Genomic DNA, 22,403 nt, shown 5'->3' with positions numbered 1-22,403 from the left:
GCCGGCTCACGCGGAGACGGTGCTCAGGCGCCCGATGCGGGCGGCGAACACGGCCGACCGCGCGGCACGGTTGGCGGCCAGCAGAATCAGGATGACCGCGGTCGACGACGCGATCTGCGACCCCATCGCGCCGGCCCCCACGTCGACGCCTATGCGCAGAGCGATGAAGCCCACCCAGAGCGCGAAGCCCCACCAGCCGGTGCGGCTCTCGAGGGTCGCACCGCTGTCGTCGTGCGCCATCGCGACTCCGGCGGCGGTGATCGGCCGGAACTTCGCCATCGCGCCCATGATCGCTCCGACCGCGAGCGAGACGACGATCTCGAAGACGAGCACCCCGACGTCGAAGGTGCTCAGGTTGCCGAGGTCGTTGCCGTTGGCGAGTGTGACCACGCCGATGACGCCCAAGACGAGCGGACCGCGCCACATGCGGGCGATCTCGACCGGGCGCCAGTTGACCTGGTGGAGGCCCATCCACCCCACCAGCACGATGATGACGAGTGCGTTGACGAGAATCTGTATGTTCATGACAGCAATGCTCGTCGTCGGCGTCACTGGCCGGCACCACCCTGGGGTGGAGCCGCGGGTGGAGATTCGGGCGTCTCGAGCGAGGGCACCCGCGACCGGGTGGAGACTCGCGGGCCCCGCGGTCTGGGCCTCAGCCCTGCGGTCAGGGCCTCAGCTCTGTGGTCGGGACCTCAGCTCTGTGGTCGGGACCTCAGCTCCGTGGTCGGGACCTCAGCGCCGCGCGACCGCCGCACCCCGGCGCGACACCCAGATCACACCGACCCCCAGCGCGCAGATCACCAGCGCGATGAGGATCACGTAGAACGTCACCGACAGGTACCCGTTGGCCGACGTGGCCGGGTTGAGGAACGGATACGGGTACCAGGCTCTGCCGGTCATCCCGTCGACCGCCAGCGGCCCCCGGATGAGCGTGTACACCACCCAGACGATCGGAAACGACACGATCGCCCACAGCCGCCGGTACCCCAGCGGCACCCGCCCCGGAGCGAACAGCCAGTCGAGCAGGAGGTAGATCGGGCCGATCACGTGCACGATCTCGTTCGCCCACTCGAGCGTCTGCCCCTGCGGCAGCGTGATGCCGCGCAACAGCAGGTTGTAGACGATGCCGGTCGTCACCATGTACGTCACGACGCACGCCCGCACGGTGGTGTACAGCAGCGGGTCGGGCCGGTCGCCGCGGCGCAGTGCGATCACCACGCCCGCCAGCAGAACGACGACGCTCGCGACGTTCGAGTCGATCGTGAAGAAGCTGAAGAAGTTCGTGACGAAGAAGGCGGGGTCGAACCCTGCCTGGCCCTGCAGAAACTCGATGGAGTGCAGCAGCTGGGCGACGATGGCCACGGCGATCGCCACGGCGACCACCGCGCGCAGAATGACGAACAGGAGGCGCATGTGTCACAGCTTAGGGCTGTGGCACGCGCCTCCTGCGGTCATCCGGTGGTGTGCGTGTTCGGGCAGCGAGCCGCCTCGGCCGGTTGCCCTGTGGGGTGCCGTTGTGTGGCTACCCGTGCGTGGCTGCGGGGTGCCGTTGCGCGGCCACCCGTGCGGCTCAGGCCGCCTTGGCGAAACCGCTCTCGGCAGAGCCGGTGCGCGACGCCGTTCGGGTGACCAGCTCGCCGTCGGCGATGGTGGTGTCGTGGGCGACGTGCATCTGGTCGGTGATGACGGCCCGGTCACCGATGCTGGTGTGGCTGCCGATCTTCGCGCCGCGGCCGATGCGGGCCTCCTGGCCCACATGCACGCCCGCGCCGATGAACACGCCCGCGCCGACGACCGCGCCGCGGTCGATCCAGCTGCCGGCGCCGACCCATGCCCCCTGGCCCACGTGCGCCTCAGGTTCGACGTACGCCGACGACTCGATGTAGGCGGTCGGATGCACGACCGACGTCGCCGAAATGAAACCGCGACCGTTGGAGTGGTGCTTGTACCGTGCCAGTTCGCCGAACTCGTTTTCGATCTCTACGTAAATCTTGCTCAACTGTGTCTCCTTGTACCCTTGCTACACACAACAACGAAAGGGCGTCGTCGATTCCCACAGTGTGGTTCGGAGTGCGCACTCCGAGCAGAGTGGTCGACCCGCCACCCGCGCCGCGGCTTAGGCTGGGGTCATGCACTACCGCGAACTCGGCCGAACTCACCGCACCGTCTCGATCATCGGGCTCGGCACCTGGCAACTCGGCGCAGACTGGGGTGATGTTCGAGAGGCGGATGCCTTCGCCGTTCTCGATGCGTCGGTGCAGTCGGGCGTCACCTTCTTCGACACCGCCGACGTGTACGGCGACGGGCGCAGCGAGCAGCTCATCGGCCGGTACCTCTCCGAGAACCCGGGGCATGGCATCACGGTCGCCACCAAGATGGGCCGGCGAGTCGAGCAGCTGCCCGAGAACTACGTGCTCGACAACTTTCGCGCCTGGACGAACCGCTCGCGCCGCAACCTCGGCGTCGAGACGCTCGACCTGGTGCAGCTGCACTGCCCGCCCAGCGCGGTGTTCGAGAGCGACGAGGTGTACGACGCACTCGACACGCTCGTCTCTGAGGAGGCGATCGCGAACTACGGTTTCAGTGTCGAGACGACCGAGCAGGCGCTGGCCGCCATCGCCCGGCCCGACACGGCGACGATCCAGATCATCCTGAACGCCTTTCGGCTGAAGCCGCTCGACGAGGTGCTGCCGGCGGCGCGCGCGGCCGGGGTGGGCATCATCGCCCGGGTGCCGCTGGCGTCGGGGCTGCTGAGCGGAAAGTACACCGAGCAGACCGTGTTCGCCGAGAACGACCACCGCACCTTCAACCGCGACGGCAGCGCGTTCGACGTGGGGGAGACGTTCTCGGGGGTCGACTTCGACAGCGGCGTGAAGGCGGCGCGGGAGTTCGCCGAGCTGGTTCCTGAGGGGGTCTCGCCGTCGGCGGCCGCCCTGGCCTGGGTGGCGCAGTTACCCGGCGTCAGCTCGGTGATTCCGGGGGCGCGCAATCCCGGCCAGGCCGAGGCCAACGCCGCCGCCGGGTCGCTACCGCCGCTCGGGGCGCGGTTCGACGACGGCGTGCGCGACATCTACGACCGGTACTTCAGGGCGAGCCTCCACGCGCGCTGGTGAGGTCGGGCGGGAGCACCCGCCCCGCTCCGCCAGCGGAGGGGAGCGGGCATCCGCCCACCTTGGTCGGTGAGGTCAGGCGCGGGCAACCGCGCGCGTCAGCCGTTGAAGTCGGGATCGCGCCCGGTGCGCTCGCCGGTCTCGAGCGTCGCGATGCGCGCGAGGTCGGATTCGTCGAGCGCGAAGTCGAACACGTCGATGTTCTCGGCGATGCGTGACGGCGTCACCGACTTCGGAATCACCACGTTGCCGAGCTCGAGGTGCCAGCGGATCACGATCTGCGCCGGCGTCTTGCCGTATTTCGCCGCCAGCTCGTCGAGCACCGGGTTGTCGAGCACCCGCCCGCGGGCGAGCGGCGACCACGCCTCGGTGACGATTCCGTGCGCGTCGTCGTATGCCCGCGTCTCGCGCTGCGGCAGCCACGGGTGCAGCTCGACCTGGTTGATGCTCGGCACCACGCTCGTCTCGTTCGCCAGCCGCTCGAGGTGGTGGGGGTGGAAGTTCGACACGCCGATCGACCGCGCGAGCCCGTCGGCCTGGATCTTCTCGAGCGCCCGCCACGTCTCGACGTAGAGGTTCTGCGCCGGCGCGGGCCAGTGGATCAGAAAGAGGTCGACGTACTCCAGCCCCAGCCGCACGAGGCTCTCGTCGAACGATCGGCGCGCCTCGTCGTAGCCGTGCCGATCCTGAAAGACCTTCGTGGTGATGAACAGCTCAGAGCGCGGCACCGAGCTGGCGGCGACCGCGCGGCCGACCCCCGTCTCGTTGGCGTAGAGGGTGGCGGTGTCGACGTGCCGGTAGCCCAGGTCGACGGCTACCGATACGGCGTTCTCGGCCTGCTCGTCGGTCGCCTTGTAGACGCCCAACCCGAGCTGCGGGATGCGCGCGCCGTCGTTCAGGGCGATGGTCGGTGCGAAGATCATGCTTCCATTATCGAGGGCCGTGGGTGTGCCCTGTTCTGGGTGGATGCCCGAGCTGCTGATCGCGGATAGTATGTGAGACAAGCTCGACTTGAGGCACCGGGTCGAGCTCGGGCCCGAGGGGTGCCGGCAGATGGGCTAGGAACCCGTTCGGGCTGTCGGCACCCCGGCCCTTCCTCGGTGCACTTCTTCGGGCGGGTGGGTGACGGTGCCGCTAGCCGGCGTCGTCCGGCGCCGGCGCCCCTAGCCCGTGACGGTGGCGACAGGTTCGGTGTCGGCGATGGGGCTGGCGTCGCGCCCACGCAGGTCGGGGTGCCAGCGGCGGCCGAGCACCGGAACGACGAAGCCCAGCAGCGCCAGCAGGCTCGCCACCACGAATGCGCCCTGCGGCCCGCTCGAATCGATCATGAACCCGGCCAGGGCCGACCCGACGGCGGCGCCGATGAGCTGACCGGTGCCGACCCAGCCGTACGCCTCCGCTGTGTCGCTGAAGCGCACGCTCGCCGAGACGATCGAGAACATCACGGCGAGGGCCGGCGCGATTCCGATACCCGCGATGAACAGGAAGACGCCGAGCCACCAGACGTTCAGCGAGAGCGCCGAGATGCCGATGCCGACCACGACGATCAGCATGCGCTGGGCGAGCGCCCACGGCCCGATCTGCAGGTGGCCGAGCGCCAGCCCGCCCACGAGCGAGCCGACCGCGAAGACGGCCAGCACGACGCCCGACTCTGCGCCGTCGTGGTTGAAGGTCGCCACGACCCCGGCCTCGACCGCGGCGCACGTCGCCACGAGCAGGAAGCCCACGATCGTTGCGAGCAAGACGGGCGGTTTCGTGAGCACCGCGCCCAGTCGCCTGCGGCTGCGGGGGATGCGCACGCGGCCGAGTTCGGGGCTGGAGATGAACCACGCCCCACCGCCGATCAGGAACGCCACGGCCAGCAGAATGCCCTCGACCGTGCCGACCTGGGTGGCGGTGAAGGTCGTGATGACCGGCCCGACGACCCAGATGATCTCCTGCGCCGACGCATCGAGCGAGAACAGCGGCGTGAGCTGCTTCGAGTTGACCATCTTCGGGTAGATCGTGCGCACGGCCGGCTGGATGGGCGGCATGGTGAGCCCGGCGGCGAACGCCACGACCATGGTGAGGGGGATGCTCATCGGCACGAGCGCAATGGTGCTGATGGCCACGGCGCAGACGATCATGGTTGACGTGATCACCGGCCGCATGCCCCAGCGCCCCATCAGCCGGCTCGTCAGCGGGCCGGCGATCGCCTGCCCGATCGACAGCGCGGCGAGCACGAGGCCGGCCGAACCATAGGAGTCGTGCACCCGCTGGATGTGCAGCAGGAAGGCGAGCGAGAGCATGCCGAACGGAAACCGCGCCAGCAACTGGGCGGCCATGATGCGACCGACGCCGCGGGTCTTGAGGAGGTTCGTATAGCTGTTCACAACTCGATCAAGTGTACCGGGTAGACGGTGTGGTTCGTCCCCCGGTCAGGAGGCCAGCACCTTCTGGATGCGCTGCAGCGAGACCGGCCCGTCGGTGCCGAGCGACTGCGCGAAGAGGCTGATGCGCAGCTCTTCGAGCATCCACCTCGCCCGAACGAGCGTCGGGCCCAGCGTCACCAGGGGCTCGGCCGGCAGGGGCAGCGTTCCGCCGGCGGCCTCGTACCGGGCGATGGCGGTCTGCACCTCGGTGAGCCAGGCGCGGTCGCGGGCGGGGGCGTCGGGCAGCTTCTGCATGCGTTGTTCCACCCCGCTGAGGTAACGCGGATAGCTCTTCAGCTGCTCGGTGCCGGTCGACGAGATGAAGCCCGCGAAGATCAGGGCCGCGAGTTGCGACCGGGCATCCGTCAGCGCCGCCAGCAGCGAGACGCTCGTGGCGTTCTTGAGGGCGCGTTCGGCGTCACGGGCCCTGCCGAGGCTCGCGGCGACCGTCGCCACCGTCGAATACATCAGGTCGACGCTCCTGCGTGAGAAGTCGTCGCGCACCGTCTCGAAGTCGGCGCGGGTGAAGACGAGCCCGTCGGCGTGGTGCGAGCGGATGACCGTGTCGGCGGCCGCCCGAAAGCAGTCGTCGAACAGGGCCTGGATGCTCGAATACGGGCTGGTCGCCAGAATCAGTTTCTCGTTCTGGGTGAGATGTTCGCGCACGTACGACACCGGCGACGGCACGCTCTTCACCAGCAGCGCGCGCACACCGAGGGGAGTGAGCCGGTCGGCCTCCTGCTGCGTGCTCATCAGGCGGATCGACACCTGCGACTTCTCCTCCACAAGCGCCGGATACGCGCGAATGACACTTCCCGGCTGTTTCGTGTCGATGAAGCGCGGCAGTTCCGTAAAGTCCCACGATGTGAGGCCGGCGCGCTCGATGGGGTCGGCGGCCTGACGGGATGCCCGGGCGACGCTCTCACGAGCCGTCGAACGGTAGCGGGCCTGCAGCTCCTCGAGGTTCTTCGAGGCGGCGAGGGTCTTGCCCCGGTCATCCACGACCCTGAAGGAGAGTGAGAGGTGAGCGGGAATGCGCGAACGATCGAAGTCGCCGGCGGCGACCGGTGTGAAGGCGAGGCGCGACATCGTGCGGGCGAGCTCGTCGAGAAACGACGCCGAATCGGCCGGGGCGGTCGTCTCGGGCATCGCGGCCAGCAGTCTGGCGGCCCAGTCGGTGGCGGGCACGAAGTTCTTGCGAATGTTCTTCGGCAGCGAGCGGATGAGCGCTGTCACGAGTTCGAGGCGAAGACCCGGCACCTGCGCCTCGAACCCGCTCGGTTCCAGGCGCGGCAGAAGCGCGAGGGGCACCGTCACGCTCACGCCGTCGTCGTCGGTGCCCGGCTCGAAGCGATAGCTGAGCGCGAGCTTCTGGTCGCCCTGCTGCCACGTGGTCGGAAACTTCTCTTCGTCGACCTCGGGGGCACCGCCGGGCACCAGCGAGTCGGCGGTCATGGTCAGCAGCTCGGGAGAGTCGTGGCGGGCCTTCTTCCACCAGCCGTCGAAGCTGCGGGCCGTGTTCACGTCTCGCGGAATGCGGGCGTCGTAGAACTCGAACACCGCCTCGTCGTCGAGCAGCAGGTCGCGCCGCCGGCTGCGTTCCTCGATCTCGGCCAGCTCGGTGCGAAAACGCCTGTTGGCGCGGTCGAAGGCGTGCTGCGATTCCCACTCACCATCGACGAGGGCGTGCCTGATGAACAGTTCACGGGCGTACGCCGGGTCGACGCGCGAGAACTGGATGCGGCGGTGGGCGACGATCGGCACCCCGTAGAGCGTCACCCGTTCGAACGCGACCACCGCGCCCTGCTTCTTCTCCCAGTGCGGTTCAGAGTAGCTGCGCTTGCAGAGGTCGCCCGCGAGCGGCTCGGCCCACGACGGGTCGATGGCCGCGTTCATGCGCGCGAAGAGGCGGCTGGTCTCGACCAGTTCGGCGCTCATCACCGCTTCGGGCTGCTTCTTCGACAGGGTCGAGCCGGGAAAGATGCTGAACCGGGTCTGCCGGGCGCCGACGTACTCCTTCTTCGCGGTGTCGCGCAGGCCGATGTGCGAGAGCAGGCCCGACAGAATCGAGCGGTGGATGCCGTCGGGGTTCACCGACGGCTCGCCGATGGTGAGCTTCAGTGGCCGGCTCAGCTGCCGCAGCTGCCGGTAGACGTCTTGCCACTCGCGCACCCGCAGGTAGTTGAGGTGCTCGGCCTTGCAGAGCCGTCGAAACGCGCTCGACGACAGCTCGGACTGTTTCGTCTCGAGGTAGTTCCAGAGGTTCAGCAGGCTCAGGAAGTCGCTCGACGGGTCGGCGAACCGGGCGTGCAGCTCGTCGGCGCGCTGGCGGCGTTCGAGCGGGCGCTCCCGCGGGTCTTGCACGGCGAGACCGGCCACGATCACCATCACCTCGCGGCTGGTGGCGTGGTTCTTCGACTCGATCACCATGCGGGCGAACCGTGGCTCGATGGGCAGCCGCGAGAGGTCGCGGCCCACGCGGGTGAGGGTCGGAACGTTCGTCGGCGCGCCCGGTGTCGGCGCGTCCGGTGTCGGCGCGCCCGGTGTCGGAGCCGCGGATGTGGGTGCGTCCGGTGTCGACACGGTGCCTGCCGACGTCTCGCTGTCTGCCGGCGCGCCGCTGCTCCCACGCGCTTCAAGCGCTCCACGCGCTCCGCGCCTCGGCCTGTCGGCACCCGAGCCGGCGGCGTTGATCGCACCGAGCTCACCGAGCAGGTCGAGGCCGTCTTTGATGCCGCGCGAGTCGGGTGGCTGCAGAAACGGAAACGAGGCGATGTCGCCGAGCCCGAGCGAGATCATCTGAAGAATGACGGCGGCGAGATTGGTGCGCAGAATCTCGGGTTCGGTGAACCGCGGGCGGCTGAGGTAGTCGTCTTCGCTGTAGAGCCGAATGCAGATGCCGTCGCTCGTGCGGCCGCTGCGCCCCGCGCGCTGGTTCGCCGACGCCTGAGAGATCGCTTCGATGGGCAGCCGCTGCACCTTCGAACGCACACTGTACCTGCTGATGCGGGCGGTTCCGGTGTCGATCACATACCTGATTCCGGGCACCGTGAGGCTCGTCTCGGCCACGTTGGTCGCCAGCACGATGCGGCGCCGGATGCCCGGGGTGCTCGATCTCTGAAAGACCTTGTGCTGGTCGGCAGACGACAACCGCCCGTAGAGCGGCAGCACCTCGGTCGCGCTGCCCAGAGCGCCTCCGCCACCAGCGTTGAGGCGCCCGCGAATCGACTCCTCGGCGTCTCTGATCTCGTTCTCGCCCGAGAAGAACACCAAGACGTCGCCGTCGCTCTCCCGGGCCAGTTCGTCGAGCGCCTCATTCACGGCATCGAGCGGGTCGCGGTCGGCGGCGGCACGGGCCTGGCCGGGGCGTCGGCGCGAGCCGTCGGCGCCGGTGCCCGCCTCCGAGTCGGAGTCGGTGTCGGTGTCGGCGTCGTCGTCGTCGACGTCGTCGCTCGGCTCGCTGTCGGCCACGAGCGGGCGGTAGCGCACCTCGACCGGGTAGGTGCGCCCCGACACCTCGATGATGGGCGCCCCGCCGAAGTGCCGCGAGAAGCTCTCGGGGTCGATGGTGGCCGACGTGACGATCACCTTCAGGTCGGGGCGCTGCGGCAGCAACTGCCGCAGGTAGCCGAGCAGGAAGTCGATGGTGAGACTGCGTTCATGCGCCTCGTCGATGATGATGGTGTCGTACTTCAGCAACAGCCGGTCGCGGTGTATCTCGTTCAGCAGAATGCCGTCGGTCATCAGCTTGATGCGGGTGTCGGCGCTCACCTTGTCGGTGAACCGAACCTGGTAGCCGACGAGCTCGCCGACGCTCTGGCCGAGCTCCTCGGCGATGCGCTCGGCGATCGTGCGGGCGGCGATGCGGCGCGGCTGGGTGTGCCCGATGCTGGTGCGGCCGAGCTCGAGGCAGATCTTCGGCAGCTGGGTGGTCTTGCCCGACCCCGTCTCGCCGGCCACGATGACCACCTGGTTCGCCTCGATGGTGCGGGCGATCTCGTCGCGCAACTGGCTGACGGGCAGCTCCGGTGGAAAGAAGATCGAGGTGGGAATCATCAGCCCTTCAGTGTAGACCGAGACCGGCGGCGTGGTACCCGGCTAGACCGCTCCCCGGTGAGCCGTGGCAGGCTGGTCACCATGGCCAACAGACTCGCGCAGGCGATCAGTCCGTACCTCCGCTCGCACGCAGACAACCCGGTCGACTGGTTCCCCTGGGGCGAGGCGGCCTTCGACGAGGCGGTGCGCCGAGACGTTCCCGTTCTCGTGTCGATCGGCTACTCGACGTGCCACTGGTGTCACGTGATGGCGCGTGAGAGCTTCAGCGACCCGGTGCTGGCGGCGCGGCTGAACGAGCAGTTCGTCGCCGTCAAGGTCGACCGGGAAGAGCATCCGGAGGTCGATGCCTTCTACCTCGCAGCCGCTGCCGCCTTCACGCAGAACCTCGGCTGGCCTCTCAACGTGTTCGTCACGCCGCAGGGCCGGCCGTTCTTCGCGGGCACCTATTCGCCCCCGGTGCCCGTGCAGGGAGTCGCCTCGTTCAGCCAGGTGCTCGACGCGGTGATCGAGGCGTGGCGGTTGCGGCGCTCTGACGTCGAGCAGTCGGCGGCGGCCATCGTCGAAGCGCTGTCGGCCCCGCGCCCGGCGCACCCCGGGTCTCCGTCAGGCAACGCAGACGATCCGAACGCCGCGATCAGTGCGGGTGGCGCGGGTGGTGCGGATGCCGCCGACGACGCGCGCGACCCGGTGCCGAGCCGCGCGGAGTTCGATCGGGTCATCGCCGAGCTCGAAGCGTACGAAGACACCGTGAACGGCGGGTTCGGCGGCGCCCCGAAATTCCCCGTCGCGCCCGTGCTCGGCTTTCTCAGCACGGCGGATGCCCCGCTGGCGTTGCGCACGCTGGAGAAGATCGCGGCCTCCGACCTGCGTGACCCCGTCGAGGGCGGATTCTTCCGCTACGCCACCCGCGCGAACTGGAGCGAGCCGCACTACGAACGCATGCTCTACGACAACGCGCTGCTGCTCGACGTGTACACGACAGCCGCCACGAAGCCGGCCGCAGAACCGTGGGCAGCGCAGGCGGCGGCCGGAGTCGCGGGCTTCCTCCTCGACGTTCTGCAGATCGACGGTGGCGGCTTCGCGTCGGCGCAAGACTCAGAGAGCCTGGTCGACGGCCGCCAATCGGAGGGCGGTTATTACGCGCTCGACGCGGCCGCTCGGGCCTTCCAGCCCGCCCCGAAGCTCGACGCGAAGATTCTGACGGGCTGGAACGGTCTCGCCATCGCGGCCCTCGCCCGCGCGGGCGCAGTGTTCGGCGAACAGCGCTGGGTCGCGGCGGCCGTGGCCGCGACGGAGTACCTGCTCGCCCGGCACCGCCGCGCCGATGGCACCCTGCTGCGCGCCTCCCTCGGCGAACGAACCTCGGATGCCCGTGCGACCCTCGAAGACTACGGAATGTTCGCCACCGCCCTCGGCCGTCTGGCCACCGTCACAGGCGACCCCCGTTACGCCGCCCTCGGCCGAGCCCTCCTCGACGCAGTGACCGTCCCGACCCCGGCCGCTTCCGACACAGTGCCCTCGCCGGGCGTCGCCGACGCGGCTGCTGCCGACTCGCCAGCCTCGACGGGCGCAGGCGATGCGCCCTCGAGTGGAGTCGCGGAGGCGCCGGGCGCGAGTCGGTCGGTGTTCGCTGTTCCGGGTGGAGGCGACCCGGTGCTGGCGGCGCGCGGCCTCGTCATCGAGGGCGACGTATCAGAGGGCGCCTACCCGTCGGGGGTGAGCGCGCTCGCGACGGCTGCCATCGACCTCGCCGGCACCACGGGCGACGGCCGGTACGCCGATCTCGCCGTGCGCGCCCTGGCCCCGGTGGCCGCCGACGCCCTGTCGCGCCCGATCGGTTTCGGCACCGCCCTCGAGCAGCTCTACCGCCTGCGCCAGGCCGCCGCCGACTGACGGTGCCGCGTCACCGGGGCCGCCCGCAAGCCTGCCGCTGCGGGCCACCCTGGGCCGAGCGGGCAGGGTGAAGGGCGGGAGGCGGGAGGCGGGAGGCGGCAGGCGGGAAGCGGGGGCGTGAGGCGTGAGGCGTGAGGCGACCCAGCGTCAGTGTGCGGCGACCGTCGCGACGACAGGCGCGGCCGGGTCGGCCACCCACTCGGCCAGCGAGCCGTCGTAGATCGACACGTCGGGCACGCCGAGCAGGGTGAGCGCCAGGGCGTCTGACGCGGCAAGAATGCCCGAGCCGCAGTAGACGACCACCCGCCTGCCCGCCAGCGCCTCGTCGATGATCTGCTCGAAGGCGACCCGCAGGGCGTCTCGGCGCAGCAGCTTGTTCGTCTCACGGTCGATGAGGCGGGTCGCCGACACGTTGACGCTGCCGGGAATGTGCCCGGGCCTCGAGCGTCGCCCGGCCTCGCCCGAGAACTCTCGCGGAGCCAGTGCGCAGAGCAGCAGGGCATCCGTTCGCCCGTCGAGCACCGACTCGACGAACGACTTGTCGACCCACGAGTGCGGCTGCTCGGTCGCGAAGAACGGGTCGGCGGCCGGAGCCGGCTCGGTGTAGCCGGTCTCGACTGGTCGTTCTTCGGCGTTCCACTTCGTGAGGCCGCCGTCGAGCACCGCCACCTGGTCGTAGCCGAACGCCCGGAACAGCCACCAGAGCCTGGCCGCCCACTGACCCTGCGCGCTGTCGTAGACGACGACCGTCGTTCCGTTGGTGATGCCGAAGGCGGTGACGACTTCTTCGAACCGCGCGGTCGACGGCCGCGTGAACCCGAACGGCGCCGATACGTCAGAGAGCTCTTCGAGGAGGTCGGCGAACACGGCACTCGGAATGTGACCGGTCACGAGGTAGTCGTCGAGGCCGCTCAACCACGCCTGCCGGCCGTCGAAGGCGGTGACCGAGAGCACCGTGGCGTCGAGAACCACCAGGGCGTCAGAGCCGAGGTGGTCGCACAGCCACTGGGTCGACACGAGGGGCGACACCAGTATCGGCGCAGTGGTGAGGGTGGCAGGTGAGGTGGTCACGTGCTCAACGCTAGCCGCGGCCGACGACACTGGGCTGTGTATTGCAACAGAGAGTCACGATCGGGTAACAGCCTCATGTCAGCGTCACGTGACCCGTGTGGGCCCATGTAAGCGGCACGTCAGCGCCGCGTGAGCGGGCTGCCGCAGAGTGGAGCCATCAAGCAAGTGAACCGCTTCAGAAAGGCACTCACATGACTTCACAACCTTCCGACTGGGCCGTCGAGGCCCACGGCCTCGTCAAGCTCTTCGGCACGAACCGCGCGGTCGACGGCGTCGACCTGCAGGTCGCCACCGGCACCGTGTACGGCGTGCTCGGCCCGAACGGCGCCGGCAAGACCACGACCATCCGCATGCTCGCCACCCTGCTCAAACTCGACGGCGGCGAGGCCACCATCTTCGGGCACGACGTGCAGCGCGAGCCGCAGATCGTCAGGCAGCTCATCGGCGTGACCGGTCAGTACGCCTCGGTCGACGAGAACCTCTCGGCCACCGAGAACCTCGTGCTGTTCTCACGCCTGCTCGGCCTCTCGCGCAAGGCAGCCCGCCTCAAGTCGTCAGAGCTGCTCGAACAGTTCGGCCTGACCGAGGCCGCGAAGCGGCCGCTCAAGCAGTTCTCGGGTGGCATGCGGCGGCGGCTCGACCTCGCAGCCAGCCTCATAGCCCAGCCCCCGCTGATCTTTCTCGACGAACCCACGACGGGCCTCGACCCGCGCACCCGCGCGCAGATGTGGGAGACGATCCGCGAGCTCGTCACCACGGGGTCGACGGTGCTGCTCACCACGCAGTACCTCGACGAGGCCGACCAGCTCGCCGACCGCATCGCCGTGATCGACCGCGGCACGGTCGTCGCCGAAGGAACGCCCGACGACCTGAAGGCCTCGGTCGGCTCGTCGTCGTTGCAGGTGCGCGTGGCCGACACGAAAGAGGTCGAGACGGCGCGCGAGCTGATCGAACGGGTGCTCGGCTCCACCGCCGTCGTCTCGCCCGAGGGCTCGCGCCTCACCGCCCCGCTCGAGCGGGTCGAAGACGTCACCGACCTGCTGCTCGCGCTGCGTGAGCGTGGCATCGAGCTGCGCGAACTGTCGGTGCAGAAGCCGACGCTCGACGAGGTCTTTCTCTCGCTCACCGGCCATTCCGTCGCCGACGAAGAGGCCGAAGACGCCGAACAGCGGGCTCGGGATGCCGCCGGGGCCGACGGCTCCGAGAGCTCCTCCGGCACACCGCCCACCGGCGCAGGCCCCACCACCCCCACCGACCCCGATTCCTCCTCCCCGAAAGCGAAGGTGCTCGCATGAGCTCACTCACCCTGCGCCCCACGATCGTGCCCGGAGCGGGCCGCGACCTGCGCAACCATGTCACGTTCAAGCAGAGCGTCTCGAACGCCCTCTCGATGGCCGGCCGCGGCCTCATCAAGGTGCGCCGCACCCCAGAGCAGCTGTTCGACGTCACCCTGCAGCCGATCATCTTCACCGTGATGTTCACCTACATCTTCGGTGGGGCGATCTCGGGCAGCGTGGCGAACTACCTGCCCCTGATCATCCCGGGCATCCTGGTGCAGACGGTCATCACCACCTCGGTGGTCACCGGTGTACAACTGCGCGAAGACATGGACAAGGGCGTGTTCGACCGCTTCAAGTCGCTGCCCATCGCCCGCATTGCGCCGCTCGCCGGCGCCCTGCTGGCCGACACCCTGCGCTACGCCATCGCCACCACGATCACGTTCATCACCGGGTTCATCATGGGCTACCGCCCGGCCGGCGGAATCGGCGGCATCCTGGGCGCAGCCCTGCTCGTCATCGTCTGCTCGTGGGCGATCAGCTGGATCTGGGCGTTCTTCGGCATGATCGGCCGCAGCGCCTCGAGTGTCCAGGGCATCTCGATGATGATCCTGTTTCCGCTGACGTTCCTGTCGAACGCGTTCGTGCCGGCCGACACCATGCCGAGCTGGCTCGAGTGGTTCGTGAACATCAACCCCGTCTCGTACCTCGTCACCGCGGTGCGCGACCTCACCAACAACGGCGCGATCGGCTACGACGCGCTGTGGGCACTCGTCGGCGCGATCGCCGTGGTCGTGGTGTTCGCGCCCCTCACGGTTCGGGCCTACATGCGCAAGGCGTGACAGACCGCATCGGCACCGGAATCACCGGCGCAGAGCGCGGCTCTCCTTCAGCAGACTGAAGGCCAGGGCCGCGCTTCTGCGTGGGTCGAGCCCCACGACCTCTGCCCGGGCGTCGGCCACGGCCTGGGGCCCGCACAGAGCGGATGCCCGGGCGAAATGCAGCTCGCGATACAGCGCCGGCGAATCCTGCCTCGAGCCGAGCCGCTCGGCCAGCGCCAGCATCGGCAGCGCCTCCCCGGGGTGCGCGGGCAGCAGCCAGGCCGACAGGCCGATGAGTGCGCAGCCGAGCACCGGCAGGTCGAGAAACCGTGGCTTCACCCGGTGGGTGGCCAGGATGCGCGAGCGCAACCGCGCAGCGAACCGGCGCGCGTGGCCCAGTTCGTCGGGGTCGTCGACGCCGTCGAACGTGATGGCCGAGAGGTACACGCTGCCGAGCATCAGGAACCATGGGGAGCTTCGCTCGCGCGGCGACGCGAAGAAGTCGAGCGCCCGGTGGAAGTTCACGAGGGCCGACGCCACGTCACCGTTCATGCGGTCGATCTCGGCCTGCCCCGACCATCCGATCGACACCATGTCGCGCGAGAACATGTCGGGAGAGACGGTTCCCTCGGGCGAAACAGTGCGCTCGGTGAGCGAGCGGATCGCCGCGCTCGCCTCACTGGTGTCGCCGACCATGATCTGGTTCATCGCGATCAGCCACTCGAGCTGCTGCAGGTCGTCGTCGGCCTTCAGCACCGCGAGCCCCTCCCGCGCACGCCCGGCCCAGCGCAGGGCCTCGCGGGGGTGCCCCGACTGGCTGTGCAGCTGGGCGAGCATCGAGGCCATCATCGACTGCGTCCACAGGTCGTCGGCCAGCATCGCCTGGTCGAAGCCGCGCGCGCCGTAGTCTAGGGCGTCGCCGATGTCGCCGGCGTTCTCGGCATACTGCGTGCTGGTGAGCCAGGCGTATGACGAGGTCATCGGATCGCTGGTCGAGCGGGCCTCGAGCATGAGCGCCATCAGGGCCTTCTCGCTGCCGACACTCAGAACGAAACGGGCGGCCATGCGCATGCGCTCGTTGCCCACCTCGTCGATGCGGGTGAGTCTCTGCAGACGAGCGCGTGCGGTTGCTCCGGTGCGGAGGTCGCCGAACATGCCGACCGCCCCCACCATGGCGAGGCATCGCACGAGGGCTTCGACCGCGTCGAGGGTGTGCCGGTCATCCGCTGCGGCATCGCCCGTGCCGGTGGCGAGCTCGGGGTTGTACCCGCGCGTCGCGTCGAGAAAGGCCGTGCCGAAGCCGACGACCTCCCAGTGCGCGCCGCGGATGGTCCAGTAGGCGCACAGCAGCGAGAAGACGAAGGTCGCGTTCTCGCCGTCACGCCTGTCGATGGCCCGGCGCAGAATGTCGACGAGGTTGTCGTGCTCTTCAGAGATGAGTCGGAAGGTCGGAATCTGCGTCGCCCCATCGAGCCGCGGGGTCATCGTACGCGAGAAGGCCGATGCCCAGCGGGCCATGCCCGCCGTCACGGTGTCGTCTTCGCCGGCGTCGATGAGTGCCATCTGACCGAACTCGCGAACCGTCTCGAGCATGCGGTACCGCATCATGCCGGTCGATTCGCTCTCGGTGACGGCGACAAGCGACTGGTTGACGAGGGCGTCGAGAACGTCGGTCACGGGGTCGATGCCGGTGACCGCCTCGGCCGCACTCTCGCTGAACCCGTCGGGAAACAGCGCCAGGCGGCGCAGCAGCTGACGCTCGACGTCGTTCAGCAGGTTCCAGCTCCAGTCGATGACGGCCAGCAGGGTCTGGTGCCGTTCGGGCGCGGTGCGGTCGCCGCCGGTCAGCAGCGAGAACCGGTTGGTGAGCCGGCGCTCGATCTCGTCGACGGTCATCGAGCGAACCCGCGCGGCGGCGAGCTCGATGGCCAGCGGCATGCCGTCGAGGCGGTCGCAGAGCCGCTCGACCGTCTCGCGGTGCAGAACGACGGATGGCCGTGCCGCACGGGCCCGTTCGTAGAACAGCTGCACGGCGGGGCCGACTGCACTTTCGTCTGCGGGTGCGGGTGCGGGTGCGGGTGAGGGAGCGGATGCGGGTGCGGGTGCGGATGCGGATGCTGCGCGCTCGCCGGGGCCGCTGCGCAGCGGACCGAGCGCGTACACCCGCTCTGCCGCGATCTGCAGCGGCGAGCGGCTGGTCGTCACGATGCCGAGCGTCGACACCCGCTCGAGGGCCCGGGCGGCCCACACCGCAACCGAATCGACAATGTGCTCGCAGTTGTCGAGTACGAGCAGTGTGCGCTGCTCCGACAGCCGAGTGATAATGCGGGTCTCGAGGTCGTCGCGGTTCACGAGCCCCGACAGCCGGGTGGCCGTCTGCGCCTCGCGCACCCCACTGGCGCTGCCGATCGCAACGAGCAGGTCGTCGGGGCTGCGCACGCTGGCCAGCTCGACGAACACGACGGCCGTCTGGCCCCGCGCCTCATCGCCCGCCAGCGCCTGGGCGAGCCGGGTTTTACCGAGGCCCCCCGCCCCCAGGATCGTCACCAGCCGCGCCTCGCCGACCATCGTGTTGAGCGCGACCAGGTCGTCGTCGCGGCCGATCAGCGCGTTGGGCTGCGCCTTGACGCCGAGCCGCAGGGGCGGCCGCACGACCGAGCCCACGCCGCCCGCGCCCACACCCGCGCCGACGACCGGGCCAACGCCTGCACCAACGCCCAGGCCCACGCCTGTTCCCGTCACCTGGCCCGCATACGCATCCGCACCCGCGCCCACCGACAGATCCGCACCCGCACCCAAGCCAGACCCCGCGCCCGAACCCGCGGCCGAACCCGAACCCGACACTGAAGCCGAACCCGACACCGTCGCAGGGACGGAATCCGGTCCCCACCCTGCAGCGGCGCCCGAACCCGCGCCCGAGCCATCTCGGCCCCCGCCGCCCCCGCCGCCATGAGCGTCACCGTCGTCAGCCGAGTCGGCCGACCCCGGCGGTCGCGACCCCGACGCCGACCCCGGCGGTCGCGACCCCGACCCCGACGCCGACCCCGACCCCGATGCTCGCCCGCCCGTCGCCCGCGACCCCACCGCCGCGTCGCCGCCGCCGTCGTCGTCAGATGCCCGCAGCAGTGCCGCGTGCGCCGCCAGCACGTCGGCGCTCGGCGTCGCGCCGAGCTGGTCGCGCAGCGTGCGCCGATGCGCCTCGAACTCGGTCAGCGCCTCGCCCGGGCGGCCGGCGGCGACGAGCGCGGCGAGCAGGCGCAGCACGATCGTGTCGTCGAACGGATGCTCGGCGCGAAGCCCGCGCAGCACACCGATCGCGTGCTCATGCTCCCCGGCCGCCGACAGTCGGTCGGCGTAGAGGCGGTTGAGTGCCTGTCGTGCCGCCGCAGCGCGGTCGGCGAGCTCGCGCCCCAGCTCGCCGTCGGCGACGTCGGCGCCGGCCTCGCCGCGCCAGAGCGCGAGCGCGGCGCGCAGCTGGGGGAGGGTGGGGCGGGGTCGTTCGCCCGAGGGGCCGTCGGCGAGCATCCGTTCAGCCTGGAGCAGGTCGACCTGGTCGAGGCTGCAGGCGAGGCGATACCCCGACGGCGAGGTCGCGATGAGCCCCTCGGCGCACACCCCGCGCAGGCGCGATACGAGCGTCTGCAGCGCGGCGCGGGCGCTGGCGGGTGGGCGGTCGTTCCAGAGCTCATCGACGATGGTGGCCGTCGACACCGTGCGGCCCGCGGCCAGCGCGAGCAGAGCGATGAACCGCTTCGCCAGCACGCCGGTGGGCTCGATCAACACGCCCGACTGTGCCTCGACCTCGACGGGGCCGAGCAGCGCGACCCGCAGGGGGGAAGGCGCCTCAGAAGCGGCGGTGAACGTCACCTGTAGATGGTAACCCGGTGGGCTGACAGCTCCCGCCCGGCAGCCCGGCTCAGCGCAGCTGCTTGCGCGCGCTGATCTGGCCGGTGTCGAAGCCGAGCAGGTGCAGGCCGCCGTGGAATCGCGCGTGCTCCACCTTGATGCAGCGGTCCATCACCACGGTGAGGCCCTTGCTCTCGCCGTACAGCGCGGCCTCCTCGTTCCAGATGCCGAGCTGCACCCACACCGTCTTCGCACCGGCGGCGACGACATCGTCGATGACCTCGGGGATGTCGCTGGCCTTGCGGAACACATCCACGATGTCGGGCACTTCAGGCAGCGAGGCCAGGTCGGGGTAGGCCTTCTGGCCGAGAATCTCGTCGGCATTCGGGTTGACGAAGTACACCCGGTAGTTCGACGACGACAGCAGGTAGGTGCCCACGAAGTAGCTCGAGCGCGCCGGGTTGGGCGAGGCGCCGACGATCGCGACCGACTTGGCCGCGCGCAGAATCTTCAGGCGCTCCTTCGCGCTCGGGCCCACCCACGTGCGCTGCGACTTCAGCAGCTTCGCCAGCGGCGAACTCGACGGCACCGAGCAGGTCAGCCCGTTGGCGTTCTGGGCGGTGATGAGGTCGTCGTCGGCAGCCGAACCGGTTGCGTTCGCAGAATCGATGGTCAGTGACATCACTTGCCCTCCGTTGCTTTCGTCAAAGCCTGGTCAAGGTCGTAAACGATGTCGTCGGGGTCTTCTATTCCCACCGAGATGCGCACCACGCCGGGCAGAACGCCGGCGTCGAGCAGTTGCTGCTCGCTCAGCTGGGCGTGCGTGGTCGACGCCGGGTGGATGACCAGGGTCTTCGCGTCGCCGATGTTCGCCAGGTGGCTCGCCAGGTCGACCGATTCGATGAACGTGCGCCCTGCATCCCGACCGCCCTTCACCCCGAAGCTGAACACCGAACCGGGCCCCTTCGGCAGATACTTCAGGCCGCGTTGGTAGTGCGGATGCCCGGGCAGCCCAGCCCAGTTGACGAACTCGATACGCGGGTCTGCATCGAGCCACTCGGCCACGATACGGGCGTTGTCGACGTGCGCCTGCATGCGGAACGGCAGCGTCTCGACGCCCTGCGCGAGCAGGAAGGCCGAGTGCGGGGCGAGCGCGGGGCCGATGTCGCGCAACTGTTCGGCGCGCAGCCGGGTGAGAAACGCGTACTCGCCGAAGTTGCCCGACCACTGCAGGCCGCCGTAGCTCGGCACCGGCTGGCCGAACAGCGGAAAGCGGTCGCTGTGCCAGTCGAACCGCCCGCTCTCGACGACGACACCGCCGAGCGTCGTGCCGTGCCCGCCGAGAAACTTGGTGGCCGAGTGGATGACCACGTCAGCGCCCCACTCGATGGGGCGGTTGAGGTAGGGCGTAGCGATGGTCGAGTCGATGATGAGCGGGATGCCGTGGGCGTGGGCGACCTCGGCCAGCCCCTCGATGTCGGCGATCTCGCCTGAGGGGTTCGCCACGGTCTCGGCGAAGAGCAGCTTGGTCTTGTCGGTGATGACCGCCGCGTAGTCGGCCGGGTCTGAGCTCTGCACGAAGGTGGTGTCGACGCCGAACCGGCGCAGCGTGACGTCGAGCTGGGTGATCGAGCCGCCGTAGAGGTTGGCCGAGGCCACGATGTGGTCGCCGGCACCGGCGAGCGAGGCGAAGGTGATGTACTGCGCGGCGAGACCCGAGGCGGTCGCGACAGCCCCGAGGCCGCCCTCGAGGCTCGCGACACGCTCCTCGAACGAGGCGACCGTGGGGTTCGCGAGCCGGCTGTAGATGTTGCCGTACTTCTGCAGTGCGAAGCGGGCCGCCGCGTCGGCCGTGTCGTCGAACACGAACGCAGACGACTGGTAGATGGGCAGGGCGCGGGCACCTGTCACCTCGTCGGGAATGTTGCCTGCGTGGATTGCCCGAGTTCTGAAGCCGTATTCGCGATCTGCCATGAGCCCAACGCTACCTGAGCGTTCGCCAGCCCCCGCCCCGGGCCGCCCCATTCTGTAATAAACGAAAGCTAAACTACGAACACGTCAACGTCGACCGAAGAGAGCCCCCGATGAGCACCGGATTTGCCACCGTTTCTGTAGCCAGCATCCTGGTTGAGGCGGCCCAGAGAACCCCCGACAACGTCGCCCTCGTGGTGGGCGACACCGAGACCACGTACGCCGAACTCTGGCAGCAGACCAGGCAGTACGCCGGCGCACTGCGCGACCGCGGGGTGAAGGAGGGCACGGCCGTCGCCATGCTCATTCCGAACGTCGCCGACTTTCCGCGCGTCTACTACGCCGTGCTGGCCCTGGGCGGCGTCGTGGTGCCCATCCACGCCCTGCTGAAGGGCAAAGAGATCGAGTACGTGCTGCGCGACAGCGGCGCCGAGCTGCTCGTGTGCGCCGCTCCGCTGCTGGCCGAGGGGGCGAAGGGCGCCGCCCTCGCGGAGGTGCCCGTGATCAGCGTGCTGATGCCCGAGGCCAGCCCCGAGCTGCCGCCCCGCCTCGAAGACGAGGCACGTGCATCCGTACCGATCGAGTCGTATGTGCAGCGCGGGCCGTTCGACACGGCCACGATTCTGTACACGAGCGGCACGACCGGCACCCCGAAGGGCGCGGAGGGCTCGCACTTCGCCCTGGTCGAGCAGGTGAACGTGTCGCTCATGACGACGTTCGACATGGCAGAGGGCGACCGGGTGCTGGGGGCGCTGCCGCTGTTCCACACGTTCGGGCAGACCTGCACCATGAACACCGTCTTCAGGGCGGGTGCGACCATCGTCATGGTGCCGAAGTTCAGCGGCGACGCGGCGCTGCAGGTGATGAACGAGCAGCGCTGCACGATCTTCATGGGCGTGCCGACGATGTACTTCGCCCTGCTCGACGCCGCGACCCGCACCCCCGACCGGCCGCCGCTGCGCTACGGCATCTCGGGTGGAGCAGCCATCCCCGTCGCGGTCATCGACCGCTTCAGGGAAGTGTTCGGCACCGAGATCCACGAGGGCTACGGCCTCACCGAGACCTCGCCGGTCGCCACCTTCAACATGGTCGGCGTGCCACCCCGCCCCGGAACCGTCGGAACGCCCATCTGGGGCGTCGACGTCGAGATCGCCGACGCCGAGACGGCCGACCGCATCGTCATGCTACCGCGCGGCGAGCTCGGCGAGATCGTCATCCGCGGCCACAACCTGATGAACGGGTACCACAACCGGCCAGGCGACACCGCCAAGGCGATCGTCGACGGCTGGTTCCGCACGGGCGACCTCGGGCGCAGAGACGACGACGGCTACATCACCATCGTCGACCGCACCAAAGACATGATCCTGCGCAACGGCTACAACGTGTACCCGCGTGAGGTCGAAGAGGTGTTGGCCGGGCATCCGGCGGTCGCCATGGTCGCCGTGTACGGCGTGCCGCACGAAACCCACGGGCAGGAGATCGTGGCGTCGATCGTACTGGCAGCCGGAGCGGCGGCGACCGCCGACGAACTCGCCGAGTTCGTGCGCGAAGACGTGGCGGCGTACAAGTACCCGCGGCACATCGAGATCGTCGAGACGCTGCCGCTCGGCCCGTCGGGCAAGATTCTGAAGCGCGAGCTCGTGGCCGCCTACGTCGCCCGCGAAGAGTCGTCGGCTCCGGTCGGCGGCTGACCCCACCCGCTGGTTGAGTAGCAGCGCAGCTGCGTATCGAGACCCCTCGTGTGTCGGCTCAGGTCGGCGGCTGACCCCGCCCGCTGGTTGAGTAGCAGCGCAGCTGCGTATCGAAACCCCTCGTGTGTCGGCTCCGGTTGGCGGCTGACCCCGCCCGTTGGTTGAGTAGCAGCGCAGCTGCGTATCGAAACCCCTCGTGTGTCGGCTCAGGTGAGCAGGTCGACCGCGGCGAGCGACAGAGCGGCGATGAGTG

The 22,403-nt window shown here is 69.4% G+C and carries 15 protein-coding genes; 5 read left to right on the top strand and 10 right to left on the bottom strand.

What is annotated here, in order from left to right; translation table 11 throughout:
- Positions 1–6: 6 nt before the first annotated feature.
- From V3W46_RS05320 to V3W46_RS05310, 3 genes are all read right to left on the bottom strand, one after another.
- Positions 7–525 (bottom strand): hypothetical protein, encoded by a 519-nt coding sequence (locus V3W46_RS05320; protein ID WP_331782060.1) that lies wholly within the window; start codon positions 523–525, stop codon positions 7–9.
- 210 nt (positions 526–735) lie between these two features.
- On the bottom strand, positions 736–1,416 hold the full coding sequence (locus tag V3W46_RS05315; protein WP_331782059.1) for a Pr6Pr family membrane protein: 681 nt from the start codon (positions 1,414–1,416) through the stop codon (positions 736–738).
- A gap of 157 nt (positions 1,417–1,573) precedes the next feature.
- Positions 1,574–2,002 carry a transferase gene (locus V3W46_RS05310; protein WP_331782058.1) on the bottom strand — a complete coding sequence of 143 codons (429 nt, stop codon included), beginning with the start codon at positions 2,000–2,002 and terminating at the stop codon, positions 1,574–1,576.
- 130 nt (positions 2,003–2,132) lie between these two features.
- Here V3W46_RS05310 and V3W46_RS05305 point away from each other — a divergent pair, with 130 nt between their 5' ends.
- Complete coding sequence (locus V3W46_RS05305; protein ID WP_331782057.1) at positions 2,133–3,116, top strand: aldo/keto reductase; 984 nt, start codon at positions 2,133–2,135, stop codon at positions 3,114–3,116.
- A gap of 95 nt (positions 3,117–3,211) precedes the next feature.
- On the opposite strand, the gene V3W46_RS05300 is transcribed toward V3W46_RS05305, so the two are convergent.
- The 3 genes from V3W46_RS05300 to hrpA all read right to left on the bottom strand — a co-directional run bounded on the left by V3W46_RS05300 (position 3,212) and on the right by hrpA (position 9,580).
- Entirely contained in the window at positions 3,212–4,036 is an 825-nt protein-coding gene (locus V3W46_RS05300) for an aldo/keto reductase (RefSeq protein ID WP_331782056.1), read from the bottom strand.
- A gap of 240 nt (positions 4,037–4,276) precedes the next feature.
- Positions 4,277–5,485, bottom strand: a complete 1,209-nt coding sequence (locus V3W46_RS05295) for an MFS transporter (RefSeq protein ID WP_331782055.1) — start codon at positions 5,483–5,485, stop codon at positions 4,277–4,279.
- Between the two features lie 45 nt (positions 5,486–5,530).
- Positions 5,531–9,580 carry an ATP-dependent RNA helicase HrpA gene (hrpA, locus tag V3W46_RS05290; RefSeq protein WP_331782054.1) on the bottom strand — a complete coding sequence of 1,350 codons (4,050 nt, stop codon included), beginning with the start codon at positions 9,578–9,580 and terminating at the stop codon, positions 5,531–5,533.
- A gap of 81 nt (positions 9,581–9,661) precedes the next feature.
- Between hrpA and V3W46_RS05285 the strand changes: the two genes are divergently transcribed.
- A complete protein-coding gene (locus V3W46_RS05285; protein WP_331782053.1) occupies positions 9,662–11,473 on the top strand; it encodes a thioredoxin domain-containing protein in 1,812 nt (603 codons plus the stop codon).
- 147 nt (positions 11,474–11,620) lie between these two features.
- Here V3W46_RS05285 and V3W46_RS05280 read toward each other — a convergent pair whose 3' ends face one another.
- Positions 11,621–12,544, bottom strand: a complete 924-nt coding sequence (locus V3W46_RS05280) for a sulfurtransferase (protein WP_331782052.1) — start codon at positions 12,542–12,544, stop codon at positions 11,621–11,623.
- A gap of 191 nt (positions 12,545–12,735) precedes the next feature.
- Here V3W46_RS05280 and V3W46_RS05275 point away from each other — a divergent pair, with 191 nt between their 5' ends.
- Positions 12,736–13,839, top strand: a complete 1,104-nt coding sequence (locus V3W46_RS05275) for an ATP-binding cassette domain-containing protein (protein ID WP_331782051.1) — start codon at positions 12,736–12,738, stop codon at positions 13,837–13,839.
- The gene (locus V3W46_RS05270) at positions 13,836–14,663 is read left to right on the top strand and encodes an ABC transporter permease (protein ID WP_331782050.1); all 828 of its coding nucleotides are present in this window, start codon (positions 13,836–13,838) and stop codon (positions 14,661–14,663) included. Before V3W46_RS05275 ends, V3W46_RS05270 begins: the two co-directional genes overlap by 4 nt.
- Before the next feature lie 21 nt (positions 14,664–14,684).
- Here V3W46_RS05270 and V3W46_RS05265 read toward each other — a convergent pair whose 3' ends face one another.
- The 3 genes from V3W46_RS05265 to V3W46_RS05255 are packed head-to-tail and all read right to left on the bottom strand — an operon-like array spanning position 14,685 to position 20,462.
- Entirely contained in the window at positions 14,685–18,509 is a 3,825-nt protein-coding gene (locus V3W46_RS05265; RefSeq protein ID WP_331782049.1) for an AfsR/SARP family transcriptional regulator, read from the bottom strand.
- A gap of 49 nt (positions 18,510–18,558) precedes the next feature.
- Complete coding sequence (locus V3W46_RS05260; protein ID WP_331782048.1) at positions 18,559–19,170, bottom strand: CoA-binding protein; 612 nt, start codon at positions 19,168–19,170, stop codon at positions 18,559–18,561.
- The gene (locus tag V3W46_RS05255) at positions 19,170–20,462 is read right to left on the bottom strand and encodes an O-acetylhomoserine aminocarboxypropyltransferase/cysteine synthase family protein (RefSeq protein ID WP_331782047.1); all 1,293 of its coding nucleotides are present in this window, start codon (positions 20,460–20,462) and stop codon (positions 19,170–19,172) included. Before V3W46_RS05255 ends, V3W46_RS05260 begins: the two co-directional genes overlap by 1 nt.
- Positions 20,463–20,572: 110 nt before the next feature.
- Here V3W46_RS05255 and V3W46_RS05250 point away from each other — a divergent pair, with 110 nt between their 5' ends.
- Entirely contained in the window at positions 20,573–22,150 is a 1,578-nt protein-coding gene (locus V3W46_RS05250) for a long-chain-fatty-acid--CoA ligase (RefSeq protein ID WP_331782046.1), read from the top strand.
- The last annotated feature ends 253 nt before the right edge of the window (positions 22,151–22,403 follow it).

Origin of the sequence: Subtercola sp. YIM 133946 (genome assembly GCF_036553535.1) — a bacterium.
Taxonomy (GTDB): domain Bacteria; phylum Actinomycetota; class Actinomycetes; order Actinomycetales; family Microbacteriaceae; genus Subtercola.
Note: the sequence above shows the minus strand (reverse complement) of the source record. Positions and strands in the feature narration are given on the sequence as shown.

What these genes read in the sequence shown, in the direction of transcription:
- V3W46_RS05320 (WP_331782060.1), bottom strand. Translation starts at nt 525, where the DNA reads ATGAACATACAGATTCTCGTCAACGCACTCGTCATCATCGTGCTGGTG.
- V3W46_RS05315 (WP_331782059.1), bottom strand. Translation starts at nt 1,416, where the DNA reads ATGCGCCTCCTGTTCGTCATTCTGCGCGCGGTGGTCGCCGTGGCGATC.
- V3W46_RS05305 (WP_331782057.1), top strand. Translation starts at nt 2,133, where the DNA reads ATGCACTACCGCGAACTCGGCCGAACTCACCGCACCGTCTCGATCATC.
- V3W46_RS05300 (WP_331782056.1), bottom strand. Translation starts at nt 4,036, where the DNA reads ATGATCTTCGCACCGACCATCGCCCTGAACGACGGCGCGCGCATCCCG.
- hrpA (WP_331782054.1), bottom strand. Translation starts at nt 9,580, where the DNA reads ATGATTCCCACCTCGATCTTCTTTCCACCGGAGCTGCCCGTCAGCCAG.
- V3W46_RS05285 (WP_331782053.1), top strand. Translation starts at nt 9,662, where the DNA reads ATGGCCAACAGACTCGCGCAGGCGATCAGTCCGTACCTCCGCTCGCAC.
- V3W46_RS05275 (WP_331782051.1), top strand. Translation starts at nt 12,736, where the DNA reads ATGACTTCACAACCTTCCGACTGGGCCGTCGAGGCCCACGGCCTCGTC.
- V3W46_RS05270 (WP_331782050.1), top strand. Translation starts at nt 13,836, where the DNA reads ATGAGCTCACTCACCCTGCGCCCCACGATCGTGCCCGGAGCGGGCCGC.
- V3W46_RS05260 (WP_331782048.1), bottom strand. Translation starts at nt 19,170, where the DNA reads ATGTCACTGACCATCGATTCTGCGAACGCAACCGGTTCGGCTGCCGAC.
- V3W46_RS05255 (WP_331782047.1), bottom strand. Translation starts at nt 20,462, where the DNA reads ATGGCAGATCGCGAATACGGCTTCAGAACTCGGGCAATCCACGCAGGC.
- V3W46_RS05250 (WP_331782046.1), top strand. Translation starts at nt 20,573, where the DNA reads ATGAGCACCGGATTTGCCACCGTTTCTGTAGCCAGCATCCTGGTTGAG.